Origin of the sequence: Paenibacillus sp. PastM-3 (assembly GCF_029893965.1) — a bacterium.
Lineage (GTDB): Bacteria > Bacillota > Bacilli > Paenibacillales > Paenibacillaceae > Paenibacillus_AQ.
This window is the reverse complement of record NZ_JARXXP010000002.1, coordinates 407,805-423,106: the sequence shown is the minus strand read 5'-3', so window position 1 is coordinate 423,106 and position 15,302 is coordinate 407,805. Positions and strand designations below refer to the sequence as shown.

16 protein-coding genes are annotated in these 15,302 nt (G+C 54.0%); 12 read left to right on the top strand and 4 right to left on the bottom strand.

The window, feature by feature from the left end; genetic code table 11:
• The first annotated feature begins 8 nt into the window (after positions 1 to 8).
• The 5 genes from M2108_RS05640 (at position 9) to M2108_RS05620 (ending at position 6,078) form a co-directional block, all read left to right on the top strand.
• Positions 9 to 1,997: an FAD-binding protein gene (locus M2108_RS05640; RefSeq protein WP_277467987.1), complete on the top strand. Its 1,989-nt coding sequence runs from the start codon at positions 9 to 11 to the stop codon at positions 1,995 to 1,997.
• A 277-nt stretch (positions 1,998 to 2,274) separates the two neighbouring features.
• Positions 2,275 to 3,054 (top strand): class I SAM-dependent methyltransferase, encoded by a 780-nt coding sequence (locus tag M2108_RS05635; RefSeq protein WP_280776915.1) that lies wholly within the window; start codon positions 2,275 to 2,277, stop codon positions 3,052 to 3,054.
• Between the two features lie 162 nt (positions 3,055 to 3,216).
• Complete coding sequence (locus tag M2108_RS05630) at positions 3,217 to 4,629, top strand: hypothetical protein (RefSeq protein ID WP_277467989.1); 1,413 nt, start codon at positions 3,217 to 3,219, stop codon at positions 4,627 to 4,629.
• A 92-nt stretch (positions 4,630 to 4,721) separates the two neighbouring features.
• On the top strand, positions 4,722 to 5,006 hold the full coding sequence (locus tag M2108_RS05625; protein ID WP_277467990.1) for a hypothetical protein: 285 nt from the start codon (positions 4,722 to 4,724) through the stop codon (positions 5,004 to 5,006).
• A gap of 229 nt (positions 5,007 to 5,235) precedes the next feature.
• Positions 5,236 to 6,078 carry an EcsC family protein gene (locus M2108_RS05620; RefSeq protein WP_277467991.1) on the top strand — a complete coding sequence of 281 codons (843 nt, stop codon included), beginning with the start codon at positions 5,236 to 5,238 and terminating at the stop codon, positions 6,076 to 6,078.
• Between the two features lie 93 nt (positions 6,079 to 6,171).
• Here the strand turns inward: M2108_RS05620 and M2108_RS05615 are convergent, their stop codons facing one another.
• Positions 6,172 to 6,492: a putative quinol monooxygenase gene (locus tag M2108_RS05615; RefSeq protein ID WP_277467992.1), complete on the bottom strand. Its 321-nt coding sequence runs from the start codon at positions 6,490 to 6,492 to the stop codon at positions 6,172 to 6,174.
• A 33-nt stretch (positions 6,493 to 6,525) separates the two neighbouring features.
• Positions 6,526 to 6,795, bottom strand: coding sequence for a SunI/YnzG family protein (locus M2108_RS05610; RefSeq protein ID WP_277467993.1), 270 nt, complete (start codon positions 6,793 to 6,795; stop codon positions 6,526 to 6,528).
• 97 nt (positions 6,796 to 6,892) lie between these two features.
• Between M2108_RS05610 and M2108_RS05605 the strand changes: the two genes are divergently transcribed.
• The 6 genes from M2108_RS05605 to M2108_RS05580 all read left to right on the top strand — a co-directional run bounded on the left by M2108_RS05605 (position 6,893) and on the right by M2108_RS05580 (position 12,507).
• Positions 6,893 to 8,104 (top strand): nitric oxide synthase oxygenase, encoded by a 1,212-nt coding sequence (locus M2108_RS05605; RefSeq protein ID WP_277467994.1) that lies wholly within the window; start codon positions 6,893 to 6,895, stop codon positions 8,102 to 8,104.
• Between the two features lie 64 nt (positions 8,105 to 8,168).
• The gene (locus tag M2108_RS05600) at positions 8,169 to 8,525 is read left to right on the top strand and encodes a nucleotide excision repair endonuclease (protein WP_277467995.1); all 357 of its coding nucleotides are present in this window, start codon (positions 8,169 to 8,171) and stop codon (positions 8,523 to 8,525) included.
• Positions 8,526 to 8,756: 231 nt separating this feature from the next.
• On the top strand, positions 8,757 to 9,479 hold the full coding sequence (locus M2108_RS05595; protein WP_277467996.1) for a hypothetical protein: 723 nt from the start codon (positions 8,757 to 8,759) through the stop codon (positions 9,477 to 9,479).
• 5 nt (positions 9,480 to 9,484) lie between these two features.
• The gene (locus M2108_RS05590) at positions 9,485 to 10,855 is read left to right on the top strand and encodes a polysaccharide deacetylase family protein (protein ID WP_277467997.1); all 1,371 of its coding nucleotides are present in this window, start codon (positions 9,485 to 9,487) and stop codon (positions 10,853 to 10,855) included.
• 273 nt (positions 10,856 to 11,128) lie between these two features.
• Positions 11,129 to 12,202 carry a dual-specificity RNA methyltransferase RlmN gene (gene rlmN / locus M2108_RS05585; protein WP_277467998.1) on the top strand — a complete coding sequence of 358 codons (1,074 nt, stop codon included), beginning with the start codon at positions 11,129 to 11,131 and terminating at the stop codon, positions 12,200 to 12,202.
• A 17-nt stretch (positions 12,203 to 12,219) separates the two neighbouring features.
• Entirely contained in the window at positions 12,220 to 12,507 is a 288-nt protein-coding gene (locus tag M2108_RS05580) for a DUF6509 family protein (RefSeq protein WP_277467999.1), read from the top strand.
• Between the two features lie 61 nt (positions 12,508 to 12,568).
• Here M2108_RS05580 and M2108_RS05575 read toward each other — a convergent pair whose 3' ends face one another.
• Positions 12,569 to 13,318, bottom strand: coding sequence for an esterase family protein (locus tag M2108_RS05575; protein ID WP_277468000.1), 750 nt, complete (start codon positions 13,316 to 13,318; stop codon positions 12,569 to 12,571).
• 13 nt (positions 13,319 to 13,331) lie between these two features.
• Positions 13,332 to 14,420: an ATP-grasp domain-containing protein gene (locus M2108_RS05570; protein ID WP_277468001.1), complete on the bottom strand. Its 1,089-nt coding sequence runs from the start codon at positions 14,418 to 14,420 to the stop codon at positions 13,332 to 13,334.
• A gap of 236 nt (positions 14,421 to 14,656) precedes the next feature.
• On the opposite strand from M2108_RS05570, the gene greA reads away from it, so the two are divergent.
• Positions 14,657 to 15,136 carry a transcription elongation factor GreA gene (gene greA / locus M2108_RS05565; protein ID WP_221796191.1) on the top strand — a complete coding sequence of 160 codons (480 nt, stop codon included), beginning with the start codon at positions 14,657 to 14,659 and terminating at the stop codon, positions 15,134 to 15,136.
• Positions 15,137 to 15,302 lie beyond the last annotated feature (166 nt).

The window sequence follows — 15,302 nt, the reverse complement described above, 5'->3', positions numbered from 1 at the left end:
ACAAGAAAGTGAGAAAGCCAAGCTTAACCAGAATGTTCAATGTGTCCATCAGTCTGATCATGATCCTGGCCGTCATCGGCGGCTGCAGCGGAAACTCCGCGGAGCCGGCGGCAACCGGGCAGCCGGCAGCATCGCCCGAGGCTACGCAGCAGGCTGCAGACAGCAGCGGGATACCGGCTTCTTTTAAGGCAGGGACCTACATAGCGGAGGCGGACGGCAAGGACGGCAAAATTCAGGTAGAAGTCACATTGGACGACAAACAGACCATTACGGACATCAAAGTCGTCAGCCAGAGCGAAACCGCCGGAATCGGCGTTGAGGCGATCGACAAGATCAAGGAGCAGATTATTACCGGCCAGACCCTGAAGGTGGATGCCGTCAGCGGGGCTTCCGAGTCCAGCAATGCCATTCTGGCTGCTGTTGAAGATGCCCTTAACCAGGCCGGCGGCGACGTTGCCGCCTTCAAATCCAGGGAAGTCGCCAAAGCAGGCGCAGGCAAAACAGAGCAGCTTGCGGCTGACGTAGTCGTGGTGGGTGCAGGAGCATCCGGCGTGTCGGCGGCAGTCTCGGCTGCGGATCAAGGTGCCAAGGTGATCCTTATCGAAAAAACAGCGACCATCGGCGGGGCGAGCAATCTGTCCTGGGCGGGGAAATTCTATAACTCTTCAGCCGCAGTCAGCAGCGGACTTAAAGTCAGCGTTGAGGAGGAAATATCCGACTGGATCGTTAACAATCACTGGCGGGTGGATGCGGCAGCGGTCCGTCAATATGTAACCAAGTCCGGTGAAACCTACGACTGGCTGACCGGGAAGGGCTACCAGACGACCTTTATCAATTTTGGCGGCGAACAGCTGCATATGCTTCCGGCCTATGAGACACGCCAGGATCTGCTGCGGGCCATGCTGGCTGAATCAGTGGAAAAAGGCGGCGGCCAGGTCCTCACCGAAACAACTGCCAAGAAGCTGATTACTGGCGCGGGCGGTGAAGTAACCGGAGTAATAGCCGAGAAAGCTGACGGCACTGCCCTCGAAATTACCGGTAAAAGTGTTGTAATGGCAACCGGCGGTTACGCGGCCAACAAGGAAATGGTCAAGGAGGCCTTCGGGTTTGAAGGCGTAAACGGCGGGCTGGGCCAGAATATCGGAGAAGGCCTGAAGATGGCCTGGGAAGCCGGAGCCAAGGTGCCGGATAACTTCGGCGGACAGATGCTGCACCAGACGCTGGCCAGAGCAACAGAGAAGCTGAAGGCCCAGTATGAGCCGTTCCAGGCCAGTTATCCGCTGATGACAACCTATCTGCCTAATTTTATGAACGTTGGCCCTTCGGGAGCGAGATTTAGGGACGAAGCGGCGACGCTTACCGCTGTAGCGGCGGCGAATACCAGTGCTTTTAACGGAGCCTATCACCTGGTTATCGTCTCAAAGGCACAGCTTAACGCGCTGAAGACAAAGGGGATGAACGGGGTAAAAGCACCAGGCCTGCCGGGAATGCCGCCGGAATTCTACGCGGCCTTCACAGACAAGTTCACCCTGGACAATCCTTGGCAGGATGTGGACAAGGTATTTGATGCCATGGCTGCAAACGGTGACGGATTTAAAGGCAATACCATCGAAGAGCTGGCTGCAAGTGCCGGCATGGATGCAGCTGTGTTCAAGGAGGCCTTCACCAAATACGAGGCGGCCGCCAAGAGCGGGGTGGATAGCGAATTCGGCAAAGCGAAGGAATATCTGCTGCCGATGGGCGAAAGCGGCCCCTACTATGCGGTAATTGCAGAGATCAACAATCTCGGTTCGGTCGGCGGCCTGCTCGTAAACACAAAGTTTCAGGTGCTGAATGACAAACGGGTGCCGGTTAAGGGATTGTATGCCGTCGGTTTGGAATCCGAAGGGGTTCTGTATAATGACACCTACGTCGGCAATGGCGTGGGCCTCGGCTACTCCTTCACCTCCGGACGTCTCGGCGGCGAAGATGCGGCTGCAGCTGCACTGGGGAAATAGCTTTTTAGCAGAACACTATAGTTGGGCAATCAGGGGGAGCCGTCAGGCTTCCCCTTGTTATGTCTGCATGCTACTATGAAGAGGTGACACCAGCTTACTTATTTGAAGGTGAGGGAATTGTGATGGTGATTAAACGAGGTAACTGCCCGGTGCAGCCAGACTGATCTGATAACAGGATCGCACCGGGCTATAGAAGGAACACAACTTGTTATCAGGCTGGTCCCTTGGCTGCACCTCATTCGCAGAGCTTAGAATAAACACATGCGAGAGGGGCATTATGATGGGAACAGACAAAATGGATATGGATTATTGGAAGAAAAGCTGGCTGCAGGAGGAGCAGCGCTCCTTCCGGGGCTGGGATTTCTATGCGCTGTCCGGACGGATGGAAGAGGAAGAGCTGCCCTGGAATTATGAAGCAGCCGTTAGAACATATATGAACGGTTTAACAGGCAATCTGCTTGATATGGGCACAGGCGGCGGAGAATTTCTGCTGTCACTGTCGCCTCCGCCGGGGCGGACCTATGCTACAGAGGCTTATCCGCCTAATGTGGAGATTTGCAGTAAGCTGCTTCCGCCTCACGGAATTGAGCTGAGGCAGGTGTATTCGGATGATGAACTGCCGTTTGCGGACGGATCGTTTGAGCTGGTTATGAACCGGCATGAGGCATTTTCATCCCGGGAGGTGCACCGGATTTTGCAGCCGGGCGGGGTCTTTATTACCCAGCAGGTCGGAGGCCGGAACAACCGGGCTTTATCGGAGTTTCTGCTTGGTGAAGATGCAGCTCCCGCCGATCATTATTTCAGCGTGGAGCCGGTCTGCAGTGAACTGCAGCGCTGCGGGTTCAAGGTTATAGAGGCTGCTGAGATGTTCCCGCTGCTGCGGTTCAGGGATATAGGGGCACTGGTGTATTTTGCAAAAATTATAGAATGGGAATTCCCGGACTTTTCGGTTGAGAAATGCTATGACCGGCTTGTTCTGCTTCAGCAGCAGCTTGAGCGTGAGGGCTATATTGAAAGCATGGAACACCGTTTTATGATCGCTGCAGTCAAAATGTAGGAAAGATTCAGGCCGCTCCGGCTCCGGGGCGGTCTTTGAGGTGTGCGGTCTACATGGTCGGCGAATATTGTCGCTTCAGCCCGGAACCTGCGAACATACGCCCAGTCTTCTGCATAGCATATAGCACCATTCTGCTATAGAAGAAAGGGGGCGCGCTTCACAATGGGTATCCATTTAAGTGCAATCCACTATGTATATCTGGTCTTTATCGTGTTCATCCTGGCGCTGCTGATCCGGCGGCGTGACACAACGATGATCTGTGTGGCCGGAATTTTTGCCTTGGGGCTGCTGGCTACAACGACTGTCACCGGTTCCGTATCCGGCATATTTAATTCATTCATCTTTGCGACCAAGGAACTGATGGGGACCATTATGATTATCTCCATTATTGTGGCAATGAGCCGGATTCTGATCATTACAGGTATTAATGAAATGATGGTCGCACCGCTCACCCGTTTCCTGCGGACGCCGGCGATGGCTTACTGGGGAATCGGGCTGATTATGATGGTGACCTCCTTCTTCTTCTGGCCCTCACCGGCAGTTGCGCTGGTCGGTGCTGTGCTGCTGCCGGTGGCGGTCCGGGTCGGCCTGCCGGCTCTCGGTGCGGCGATGGCAATGAACCTGTTCGGCCACGGCATCGCCTTATCCGGTGACTACATTATCCAGGGTGCACCCAAGCTGACTGCCGATGCAGCCGGCCTTCCGGTATCCAGCGTAATGCAGGCCAGCGTGCCGCTGGTTATTGTTATGGGGCTTGTAACTACAGTTACAGCCTTCTGGATGATGTGCCGGGACCAGAAGAACGGAACGTGGAGAGACGGGCTGGTTACGGGAAAAGGGCCGGCAGACCTCGCGGCATCCGTAGCGGATGAGGCAGCGCCGGTCTATATGAGTGCAGGGCTGCGCAAAGGGCTGGCCATTGCCATCCCGCTGCTGTTCCTGCTGGATGTCATCTGCATGTTCGTCCTGAACCTGCAGGGGGGAGATGCGACAGCCCTTGTCGGCGGTACAGCCGTGCTTATTCTGATCGTGACGACGCTGCTGGCACACCGCAATCAGGGGCTGGAGAAGACGACCTCCTACCTGATCGAAGGCTTCGTCTTCGGCTTCAAAGTGTTCGGCCCGGTTATCCCGATCGCCGCCTTCTTCTATCTCGGCGATTCTGCCTTCACCGCGCTGTACGGCAATGCGCTGCCGGACGGCTCGCACGGCATCGTCAACGACCTCGGCGTCGCCCTGGCGGAGCATGTGCCGCTTAACGGCGCTGTGGGAGCCGTAACGCTGACCGTGATCGGTGCGATCACCGGTCTCGACGGCTCCGGCTTCTCCGGCATCTCGCTGGCCGGCTCGATTGCCCAGATGTTCGCGGCGGCGATCAACTCCGGCGCCGCCACGCTGACCGCCCTTGGGCAGGTAGCCGCCATCTGGGTCGGCGGCGGCACCCTGATCCCGTGGGCGCTCATTCCCGCTGCCGCCATCTGCGGCGTCAGCCCGTTCGAGCTGGCCCGGCGCAATCTGAAGCCGGTCCTGCTGGGGCTGGCGGCGATGACAGTAGCCGCCATGTTCCTGATCTAGGCCGCCCTGCCCGGCAGGCAGGTGCATAAGAACGCCTCCCCCTATCCATCCTAAAGAAGAAAGACAGTGTGAGAAAAGGGGGAGTATCCAGCATGAAACCACATTACGAGTCCAGCCTGCGGACCAACAGCACCGTGGATCAGGCCCATGATTCTGTTACTAAGCTGCATAATGCAGTCTCACAGGCGTTAAGCCATCCTGATGAGCAGACGATCGGCCAGGCGGAGAATAGCCTGGCACATGCAGAGGAAGCCGTCAGTCATGCACCGGAAGGCTCGGTGGACGGCCATGGCGTAGAGCTGGTAGAAGCGCGGCTGGCCGATGAACAGGAAAGGCTGGCCGGCCTGGAGCAGCAGCTGGGCGGATTTGAGGACTAGACTATAGCTGTGCAGCTGACCTCCGGCATTTCCGGCATTGTCCGGGAATGCCTTTTTTCTGTAACGGTAACAGGGAGGCAGATTATCCGGCATCCCGGCATTCAAGCAGGCCATTTGCGGTTAATTCTCTTAAAGATGATGAAACCGTCTGTACAGGCCAGCGTAGAACTTCAGAAACAAGCGCAGCCTGCAGAGCCGGGCTGATATTTAACCATATGGAGGGGATCGAATGCCGGACAACACAGGGAAGGCTGCATCATTGGAGACCCGGGAGGAACTGCTCAGCGCACTTTCCGGGATTGCTGCGTGGGAAAAGGAACAGAATAAGCTAATGATCTGGGACCGGATTACCCGTCTCCCGTTCAAGCTGCTCGACAAGGTCACCCCAAAGGTCATTCATGAAAAAATCGGCAAGCTGCTGGACGAGCTGGGCAGCTATATTCAGAACGGCGGCAATTATCTGGTAGCCGGACGTAAGGTAGGGCAGCTTGTAGAGGCTGCAGGCAGAGCTGCGGGGGCTCCGGAGCATGGGCCTTATCCTCTGGCGGTTATGGATGCCGCTGCGGAGAAGCTTAGCGGAAGCAGCCGGAACGTCGCCACCGTGCAGGGCGCGACAACGGGCTTCGGCGGGGTATTTACGCTGGCTGCGGATATCCCGGCCATTCTGGGGCTGTCGCTAAAGGTGATTCAGGAGATCGGCCTGTGCTACGGCTATGATCCTACAGATAAGACGGAGCGGATATTCACTGTGAAAGTGATGCAATTCGCGTCCTCCGATGTGGTCGGCAAACGTACGATCCTGCAGGAGCTGAATCTGCAGGCCGGCGGCAGCGGCGATATTACAGCCGGCGCCAATGCCGCCGTCTCCAAAATCCAGGGCTGGAAGGAAGTCATCACCGTATACCGCGATAACTGGGGCTGGAAGAAGCTGCTGCAGACGGTTCCGGTGGCGGGGATGTTCTTCGGCGCGTATACCAACCGCAAGGCGCTTGAGGATGTGGCGGAGGCGGCACAGATGCTCTACCGCAAACGGAGGATTATGGCCCGGCTGGCCGAGCTGGATGAGGAATAGCTAAGGCTGCCCCCTGTGGCTTCCGGTGCAGGGGGCAAAGTCCGCCGTACCCGTCAGCCGGGAGAATTAGGCTGCTCCAAGGCTTTTAATGCTCTAGCCTTCACTGCTGAAGTTTAGCCCTTTTCCGCCGACCGGCCGGATTTTTGTTGACTCCACGCCTGCAATCAGCGGCATCGCCCGCCCGATTGCAGCTCTTGTAGCTTCAAGGGCAAGCGAGGCTGCATGGGCCTCCTGGCTGCTCCAGACCTCTGTTACCCAGAGGACATCAGGCTCTGTCTCAGCATGATTGATAATATAGAGCTCACACTCTGTCGCAGCTTCAGCCGCTGCAGCACTTTCCAGCAGAATGGCTGCTAGTGCATCGCGTTCACCAGGCTTGGCGGTAAACTTGGCATACATACCGAATTTGCTCATGGGTTAGCCTCCAATACTTTGATTTGTATACTGTCAGCTGCCCGTTTTCAACAGCTGCTCTGTCTTTTCCTTGATAACCTCGGCATCTGAGGTAAATAATAGATAAGCGCGCTGCTTTGTCCGGATAAGAACTCTGCCAGTGGTTCCATAGGGTGTTCCTATACGCATGGCATCCTTGTCAGAGCCTCCATAGGTATCATCCAGCGTTACCTCTGTAATTGCTGTAACGGGTATTTCGATCTTTGTCAGCTGCCAGCGGATGATGAGGATGTCATCTTCACGGTTCATTTTGATCCCGAGCATATCTCTGCTCCTCTCATTTTTTTATATCCAATCATTACCTTTTTATAATCATATAGGATTCAGTAATGATTTACACTATTTATAGAAAGAGGACCCTATGGAAATACAGACCCGCGAAGAACTAAGCCTAGAAGAGCGGCTGGAACAGGCCGAGTCATTCCTCCGGCAGTGTTATAGTGAATTGGAGAAGTCACCTGCCGAGCTGAATGGACGCATAGAGGCAGTACATAAAGAAATCAGACAGACGGGAACCTATCATCATACAGCGGAAGAGCTCACGCACGGTGCCAGAATGGCCTGGCGGCACAACAGCCGCTGTATCGGCAGGCTGTTCTGGCATACGCTGGAGGTCATTGATGCCCGTGAAGCCAGCACCGCCCCTCAAGTGGCGGAAGCGCTGCTTCATCATCTGGAGCGCGCCGGCAACGGCGGCCGTATCCGCCCGGTAATGACCGTGTTCCGCAGCGGTTCAGAGCCGGGCAAGGCCATCCGAATCTGGAACCATCAGCTGATCCGCTATGCCGGATACCCGGCGACAGACGGGCAGCCCCGCCGCGGCGACCCGGCCTCGGATACCTTCACGGCAGTCTGCCGGAAGCTCGGCTGGCAGGGCAGTGGCGGCGACTTCGATGTGCTGCCGCTGGTCATCAGCATCGGGGATGAGCCGCCGCGCTGGTTCACAATACCCGATGCGCTGGTGCAGGAGGTTCCGCTCAGCCATCCGGAGATTGAACGCTTCGGCGAGCTTGGGCTGCGCTGGTATGCCGTTCCGGTCGTATCCGATATGCTGCTGGAGATTGGCGGAATCCGCTATCCGGCAGCACCTTTTAACGGATGGTATATGGAGACGGAAATCGGCTCGCGCAATCTGGGGGATACCGGACGGTATAACCGCCTTCCTGCGGTAGCTGATCTGCTGGGCCTGGACCGTTCAACCAACACTTCGCTCTGGAAGGACCGGGCGCTGCTGGAGCTGAACCGCGCTGTACTGCATTCCTTTAAGCTGGCAGGGGTCAGTATTGTGGATCATCATACGGCTGCTGAGCAGTTCGTCCGGTTTCAGGAGCAGGAGAGGCAGAAGGGCCGGGAGGTGTCCGGCAAATGGCACTGGCTGATCCCGCCGATGTCACCTTCCTCGACACCAATCTGGGAAGATAACAAGCTGAGGGAGCTTAACCTCAGTCCGCGCCTGATTTATCAGAAGCCGGCTTTTGCCGGGAGGGACAGTAATCCGGACCGTGACGAACCCGCCGGACAAGAGGCATCTGTAATGCCTGTCCAAGAGATGAAATGCCCTTTTCATCAATAGTCAGGCTGTTAGATCTGTGATACTATTTAAACTTAGTCCAGTAAAAAAAGGGAAGTGAGCACGAATGATTAATATTACAATTCCTGCACCGGATGTTACGATCACCAAGCAAGAGAACCCGGTGCTGAGCCATATTTACGGATTTACCGACTTTCACCTGATTACGCGGGAGGCGGGCGGCATCTTTATGTTCTATAACGATAAGGACGAGCTGCTGTTCGTAGGCAAGGCTAGAAAGCTTAGACCGCGGATCAAAAAGCATTTCGAGGACAATGTCTCTGTAATGAAGCCTCACCGGAATGAAGTGACGAAGATTGAGGTCTGCATCGTGGAAGATCCGGTGGACCGGGAGATCTATGAAACGTACATTGTGAATAAGCTCAGAGCAAAATACAATGTAGAGAAGGTACTCTATAAATAAACTGCCCTGGTGCAGATAAGCGTAGTCCTTTCGGGCTGCGCTTTTTGCTGTGCCGGCAACCGGTCGTCGGTCTAAAGACTTGGGTAATTATCCCTTTCAGGGTAAAATGGTCCTTTGGATATACGATGAAAAGTTAGACAATTCGGCTCACTTCCGGACCAGGTAAATCATCTATAATAATCTCGTAAATGCTCGACATTTTTTGACATTTTATCTCGAGGTGATGGATAGGTGGCAGGTTCTTTTTTCAGGAGAAAGGATGCGGCAGAACGGGTGCTGAATCCCGCAGCTGCACCGGTGCCGCAGGCGGAGGAAGCACCTGCAGGAGAGCAGGACAGCAGCGGGCACAGTGACAGCACAGCCGGTCTGATCTCGGCAGGCAAGGCCCAGCTGGATAAGAAATCGCTGGATCTGATTTTTGCGGTGGAACAGATGATTCAGGCCAGAGCCCAGGCGGAATCAAGCAATTATGAGCTTCAGGACCGCCTGAACCACTCTGGCAGCCACATTGAGCGGCTCGGCAAGGAGCTGAGGAATCTGAACAAGGTCATTGAAGACCGGGAGAAGGATATCCTGGAGCTGGAACAGCGTCTGGCCGAGAAGAATCTGAAAATGGATCAGGTGCTGGAGGATCACCGCGAGCTCCAGAACACAATGGCAGCTAAGGCCGATGAGCTCAAAAGTACGATCGATCTGGAGCAGCAGAAGTACGCCAAGCTGATGCAGAAGCATCATGAAGCCCATGTGGATAAGCATAAGCGGATTATTGAGCTGGAGGACCGGATCAGCCGGCTGGAGACAGAAAACGGGCATTTGCGGCAGAAATACGAAACGGTCCGGCAGGAGAAGGCTTACCTCTCCGGAATGATCAGTGATTTTACGAGCCGGATGACCGCTCCCTTTAGTGCCGGCAGTCCTGCCGCTGAGCGTAATGAAGAATACGGGGATACATAACGGGTATGGCTGCACATGATGATAACACCGGCCTGTTGGCCGAACTGCTGGCGCTTGGCAACCGGGAAGGAAGCTGCCAATTGGAGCTTAGAATAACCCGCCGGGACAGCTGCAGAAGACATATACTCAGCATTGATGAACATACATATCTGCAAATCGCTGCCCTCGGCCCCCTAAGCGGGTATAAGGTGCGGCTGTCGTTATACATGAAATGGGACCCTTTCCGCCGGACATATTTCAGCAGTCTGGTCCGGATGAAAGACACCTTTAGCGAAACCCTGTACTTTAACTGCTCAGAGAGCTACGGGGAGCAGCTGCTTGAGCTGAAGGAACTGGAATATGCCCCCTCCCGGGAAACGGACTGGCAGGAGGCCGCGGCGGATGCCCGCATCATGCCTGTGCTGTCAAGGTATAAGCAGGCGGCATTACCAGGTTCGAAATATAAACGGACTTTGCTGCTGCGCGGCTTGATGTTCGGTTTTCTGCTGGTTCTGCTCCTGCTGCGTATGGATGGGGGAGAGACATGGCTGTTTGCAAACAGCGTTGAAGCCAGGCAGGATAATACGAATGTAGATACGGCATCCTCAGGTGGATCAGCGGCGGACACGGATAGGACGGCAGGTACAGGTATTGCTGCTGCGGCTCCGGATCCAGATCACGTACATAACGTATCAGAGGCACCTGAAGCAATCAGCCCGGACGGGTTACAGCTGCTTCCGCTTTCGGGCGAAACGGTCCAGGCTGCTCCGGCACCAGCGGGGCTGCCCGTACAAACCCAGACGCTTTATGAGACGATTGAGCTCTCCGGGGACAGCTATGTATACAGCCTGCCGGAGGGCTACGTAGCCCTCTCCTTTGATGACGGCCCTTCCCCCTACACCGAGCAGCTGGTAGATATTCTGGTGAAGGAGGGGATTGCCGCCAACTTTCTGTTCATCGGCGTGAATGCCAGCCGGAATCCCGGGGCGGTCCGCTATGCCGATGAGCATGGCATGCCGGTCGGGAGCCATTCCTGGGATCACAGCGATATGACAGCCAATTCGGCGGAGGAGAACCGGATTAACCTGGAACGGGCGAGCCGGTTGCTGGAACAGCTTACAGCCGCTCCGGTGACAATCTTCAGGCCGCCCTATGGAGCGGTGAACAGCGGTCTCGCTGAAGTGGCGGACAGACAGCAGTTAAACATTCTGCTCTGGAACCGTGACCCTGAGGACTGGAAAGCAGCTGGCCCGAAGGATATTCTGAACTACTTCAAGACATCTGAACCGTCGGGCGGCATTTATCTGCTGCACGAGAAGCAGAAGACCCTGCAGGCGCTTCCCGAAATCATTGCCTATCTGAAAGGGCAGGGACTGAAGTTTGCTGTCTTTAAATAATCCTGCCCCTAATAATCAATTGTACAAGCAGCGCAACCTGCGGAAGAAGCAGAGGCGCTGTTTTTTTATGCGTATAGCTGCGTGCTGCATCTGCATGCCTGTGAAAGCTTTGTGTAATATTGCAATTACGCCTGCCGGAGCGAGGATTGCTCTTGTTTTAATAAGTAAAATTTGAGAGAATGAAAAGATATTGTTGTTGGCATATTGGGCTGTGAAAGCTACAATAGAAAGTTGGAACAGATTTAACTTTAATGTTTTGAAAAGAGGTATACCATGAATAAACAATCCATTTATGGATTAACTTTAGAAGAGTTGACGTCATGGCTGATGGAGCACGGGCATAAGAAGTCCCGCGCTGCCAAGGTCTGGGAATATGTGTACCGCAAGCGGGTTACTGATTTTGAAGAGATGACAGAGGCGAACAAGGAATGTGTTCAGCTGCTGTCCGAGCATTTTGTGTTTCAGACGATGGAAGAGCATGTGAAGCAGGAGTCAGCAGACGGTACTATCAAGTTCCTGTTCCGCCTGTATGACGGCAATTTGATTGAAACCGTGCTGATGCGGCAAAAATACGGCCTGTCCGTCTGTGTAACCACCCAGGTCGGCTGCAACATCGGCTGCAGCTTCTGCGCGAGCGGGCTGCTGGCAAAGAGCCGGGACCTGTCGAGCGGAGAGATTGTCGAGCAGATCATGAAGGTCCAGCTGCATCTGGATCAGGCCGGCCTGGGCCAGCGGGTCAGCCATGTTGTAGTCATGGGGATCGGTGAGCCGTTCGATAACTTCACGAACCTGCTGAAATTCCTGACAACCGTCAAGGATCATAAGGGACTTGCGATCGCCGGCAAGGGCATCACCGTATCGACAAGCGGCCTGGCCGGCAAAATCAGAGAATTTGCTGATGCCAACACGCAGGTGAATCTTGCCATCTCGCTGCATGCGCCGAATAATGAGCTGCGGACCTCGATCATGAAGATTAACCGCGCAATTCCTTTGGAGAAATTGATGCCGGCAATTGATTATTATCTGGAGAAGACGAACCGGCGGATTACGCTGGAATATATTCTGCTGAAGGATATCAATGACCAGCAGGAGCATGCGCTTGAGCTGGCCGAGCTGATCGGCGAGCACCGCCGGCAGCTGGTTAATGTCAACCTGATTCCGTACAATCCGGTCGATGAGCACAGTCAGTACCAGCGGACGGACCGGGAAGTGGTGCGCGCCTTCTTCGACACGCTGAAGAAGCAGGGAGTCAGCGTCAGCACACGGCTGGAGCATGGAGTGGATATTGACGCCGCCTGCGGACAGCTGCGCAGCAAGCAGATCAAGAAAACACAAGAAGCTATTTGAAGAAAGAGGGTTCATTTGTGCTGACATTTACAAGTTATACGGTAGAGGATGTTAGAGATCCATTCGGTATTCTGAGCGGCAAGCGGTATGAGTTCGTGATTAATCTGGATATTCCGGAAGAGGATGAGCTGTACGAGGAGAGCGGGGTATCGGTGCGGGCTATAGTCAAGGCGGAAGCGGGCGAAGCGGTGCTGGTCACTTACGATCTGCTGGAGACGACCACCGGGAAGCTGCTAGAGTTCGACCTGGAGGATGAAGAGGAAGCCGAGCTGGCACAGTTCTGCAAGGAGCATCTGCCGGAGTAACCTGATACGCTATAACCAAAAGCCCCGGAGCTAAGTGCCCCGGGGCTTTTTACTGTTTATTTTACAAAACACCACTTACATAATGATAAATCTGCTTATTCCACCAGTCCCAGTCATGATTCACATCATGCCCCCAGTAATCGACCTGCGCCGGAATGCCTTTTCGCGTAAGCAGCTCCTCGATCAGCCGGGTTTCATACAGCATTTCATCTTCGTAGGCACCCTGGCCGACACACAGGATAATCCTGCTGCTGCGGTACCGGTTCAGGTAATCCTCATCCGCAAGGTTCGGCAGGTAATGGAGGGGAGAGTTGTAATAGACATTTTCACTCATATAATCGCCAAAGAAGTAATAAGTGGAATACACGCCGCTCAGAGCGATCAGCGTATCGAAATAGTGCGGATAACGGAAAAAGAAGCTGCCGCTGTAGTAGGCGCCCATCGAGCAGCCGGAAATCAGGATTTTCTGGTCATCCCCGCCGTTGTTCCATTTGCTCTCATGGAGGATACCGGGAATAAGCTCCTGCGTGATGTATTTGTCATACTGCTCATGCCGGACCGCCTTATCTTCATGATTCCAGTGGGAGGAAAAGAACGTCTCCTCATCAATGCTGTCGCAGGCCCAGATCTGCAGCTTGCCGTCTTCGATGAAACTGGAGAGGGTCGCAATCATCCCGGAGTCCTCATATTGATAAAACCGGCCAAGCGAGGTGGGGAAGACAAGCATCGGTTTGCCGGCGTGGCCGTATACTTTATACTCCATGTCCCTGTTCAGGTGACGGCTGTATTCCTTGCGGTAGCTTGTCTTCATCCGTAAGCACATCCTATCCTTCTTCTTGTTGTATATACTTCACAATTTCTCTGACGGTCTTAAGGTCCGGGGAGCGGAACTGATAAGCGCTGTTGCCCATCGCTCTGCTGAACACTTCCTCGATCTCGGCGTAATTGACGATTTTGTCCCCGTAGGTACGGTAAATGTCTTCATGGCTATGGGTATAATGCTTGTGCCGCTTGCGGCTGGCATAGCCGGTGTAGTATTTGCCTTCATACGGGCCGCCGACCTCATTCCTGGCCACCATCCCTGCCCATTCCTTATACACGTCAACATCATAGGAGAAGTTAATGGCATCCGTCATCCAGGCACCGGGCGGCCGCATATTCACTTCGAGCGCGATGATCCGTCCGTCTTTGTTCGATTTGAACAGCTCGATATGGAAGAACCGTTCCCTGATGTCAAAAGCTTTCAGGATGCTTCTTCCGGCTTCCTCAACCTCCGGACTAATGTCCTTCAGGCAGAAATAATAGAGATGGTTGTCCGTATTCACGACATCCATGACGCTGTTCTCGAACAGATGGCTGACGGCGAAGCGTACCTCTCCATTTCGATCGACCAGACCGTCATAGGTGAGAATCACCCCGTCGATAAATTCCTCAATAATAAACGAAACATCCGCAGGCTTGTGGTCAAAAAAGTGCTGCAGTTCATCTTCGTTACTGATCTTGAAGGTGTTGCTGGCTCCTGAGCCGAGGTCAGGTTTAACCACCAGCGGGAATCCGGCGCTTTGAATGAACTCATCCACACTTTCGCGGGTGGTTCCGGTCGAGAACTGGACGGTGCTGACCCCGCTTTTGCGGAAAAATTCCTTCATCTTGGACTTCTGCTTGAGGTTCTGGACGAAATCATTTTTGGTGCCGTAGATGTTAAAATCGGTCCGGATCGCGGCATCCTGCTCCAGCCAGTATTCATTCAGCGACTCAAACCGGTCGATCTTGCCGTATTTATGGGTGAAATAGCCGACGGCCCGCAAAATTTCTCCGTAATTTTCGAGATCCGATACCTTATAGTATTCCGTCAGTGCAAGCTGCAGCCGATCCTCCAGATGATCATATTCGGCATCGCCGATCCCGAGCACGAACACCCCCTGGCGCTGCAGCTGGATACAGAAATCAGCACTGTTTCTGGGGAAATGAGGGGAAAAGAAAACAAAGTTAATGGTGACCAGCCCCTTTGGCTAAAATGTAATTCCGAGTCAATTCGTGTGATTAATTTAATCTAATCTACCAGCTGCGCTGCTTTTCGTCAATCCTTTTACAGAACACGAATATAGGGTAGAATACAATAAAGCAGGCAAAAATAGGAGTTGTGATCATGTCTAATGAAGAAGTATTCTTGACCAAAGAAGGTTTGGCCAAGCTTGAGGATGAGCTTAGAGAGCTTAAGGAAGTAGGGCGCAAGGAGCTTGCAGCCCGGCTTAAGCTGGCGATCAGCTATGGCGACCTGAAGGAGAACAGCGAGTATCACTCGGCCAAGGAAGATCAGTCCTTCATGGAGACCCGCATCATGATCCTGGAGAAGATGCTGACCAAGGCGCAGATCGTCGACTCCAGCAGCGTGGATCTGAGCACCGTGAGTGTAGGGACCGTTGTCATCCTTAACGATGTGGAGTTTGCCGAAAAGATTGAATACAGAGTAGTCGGTCCCGCTGAGGCCGATGTGCTGAACAACAAGATTTCGTATGAAAGCCCCCTAGGTAAAGAGCTGATCGGCAAAAAGGTCGGCGATATTATCAGTGTTAATGCTCCAATGGGTGTCATTCAATATGAGCTCCTGGAGATCAAAGCAGATTAAAGACAGAAATCCCTGTTTCCCGGTATTCCGGGGACAGGGATTTTTTGTATGCCTGCCTATAGCATTCAGTCTCTCCATAGGCGTTGTCTATTAAGCATATTGTCTCCAAATCTTGGACGCTGCCTGCTTCCAGGGGTATAGTAGGGAATAACTATAGTATAGAGGA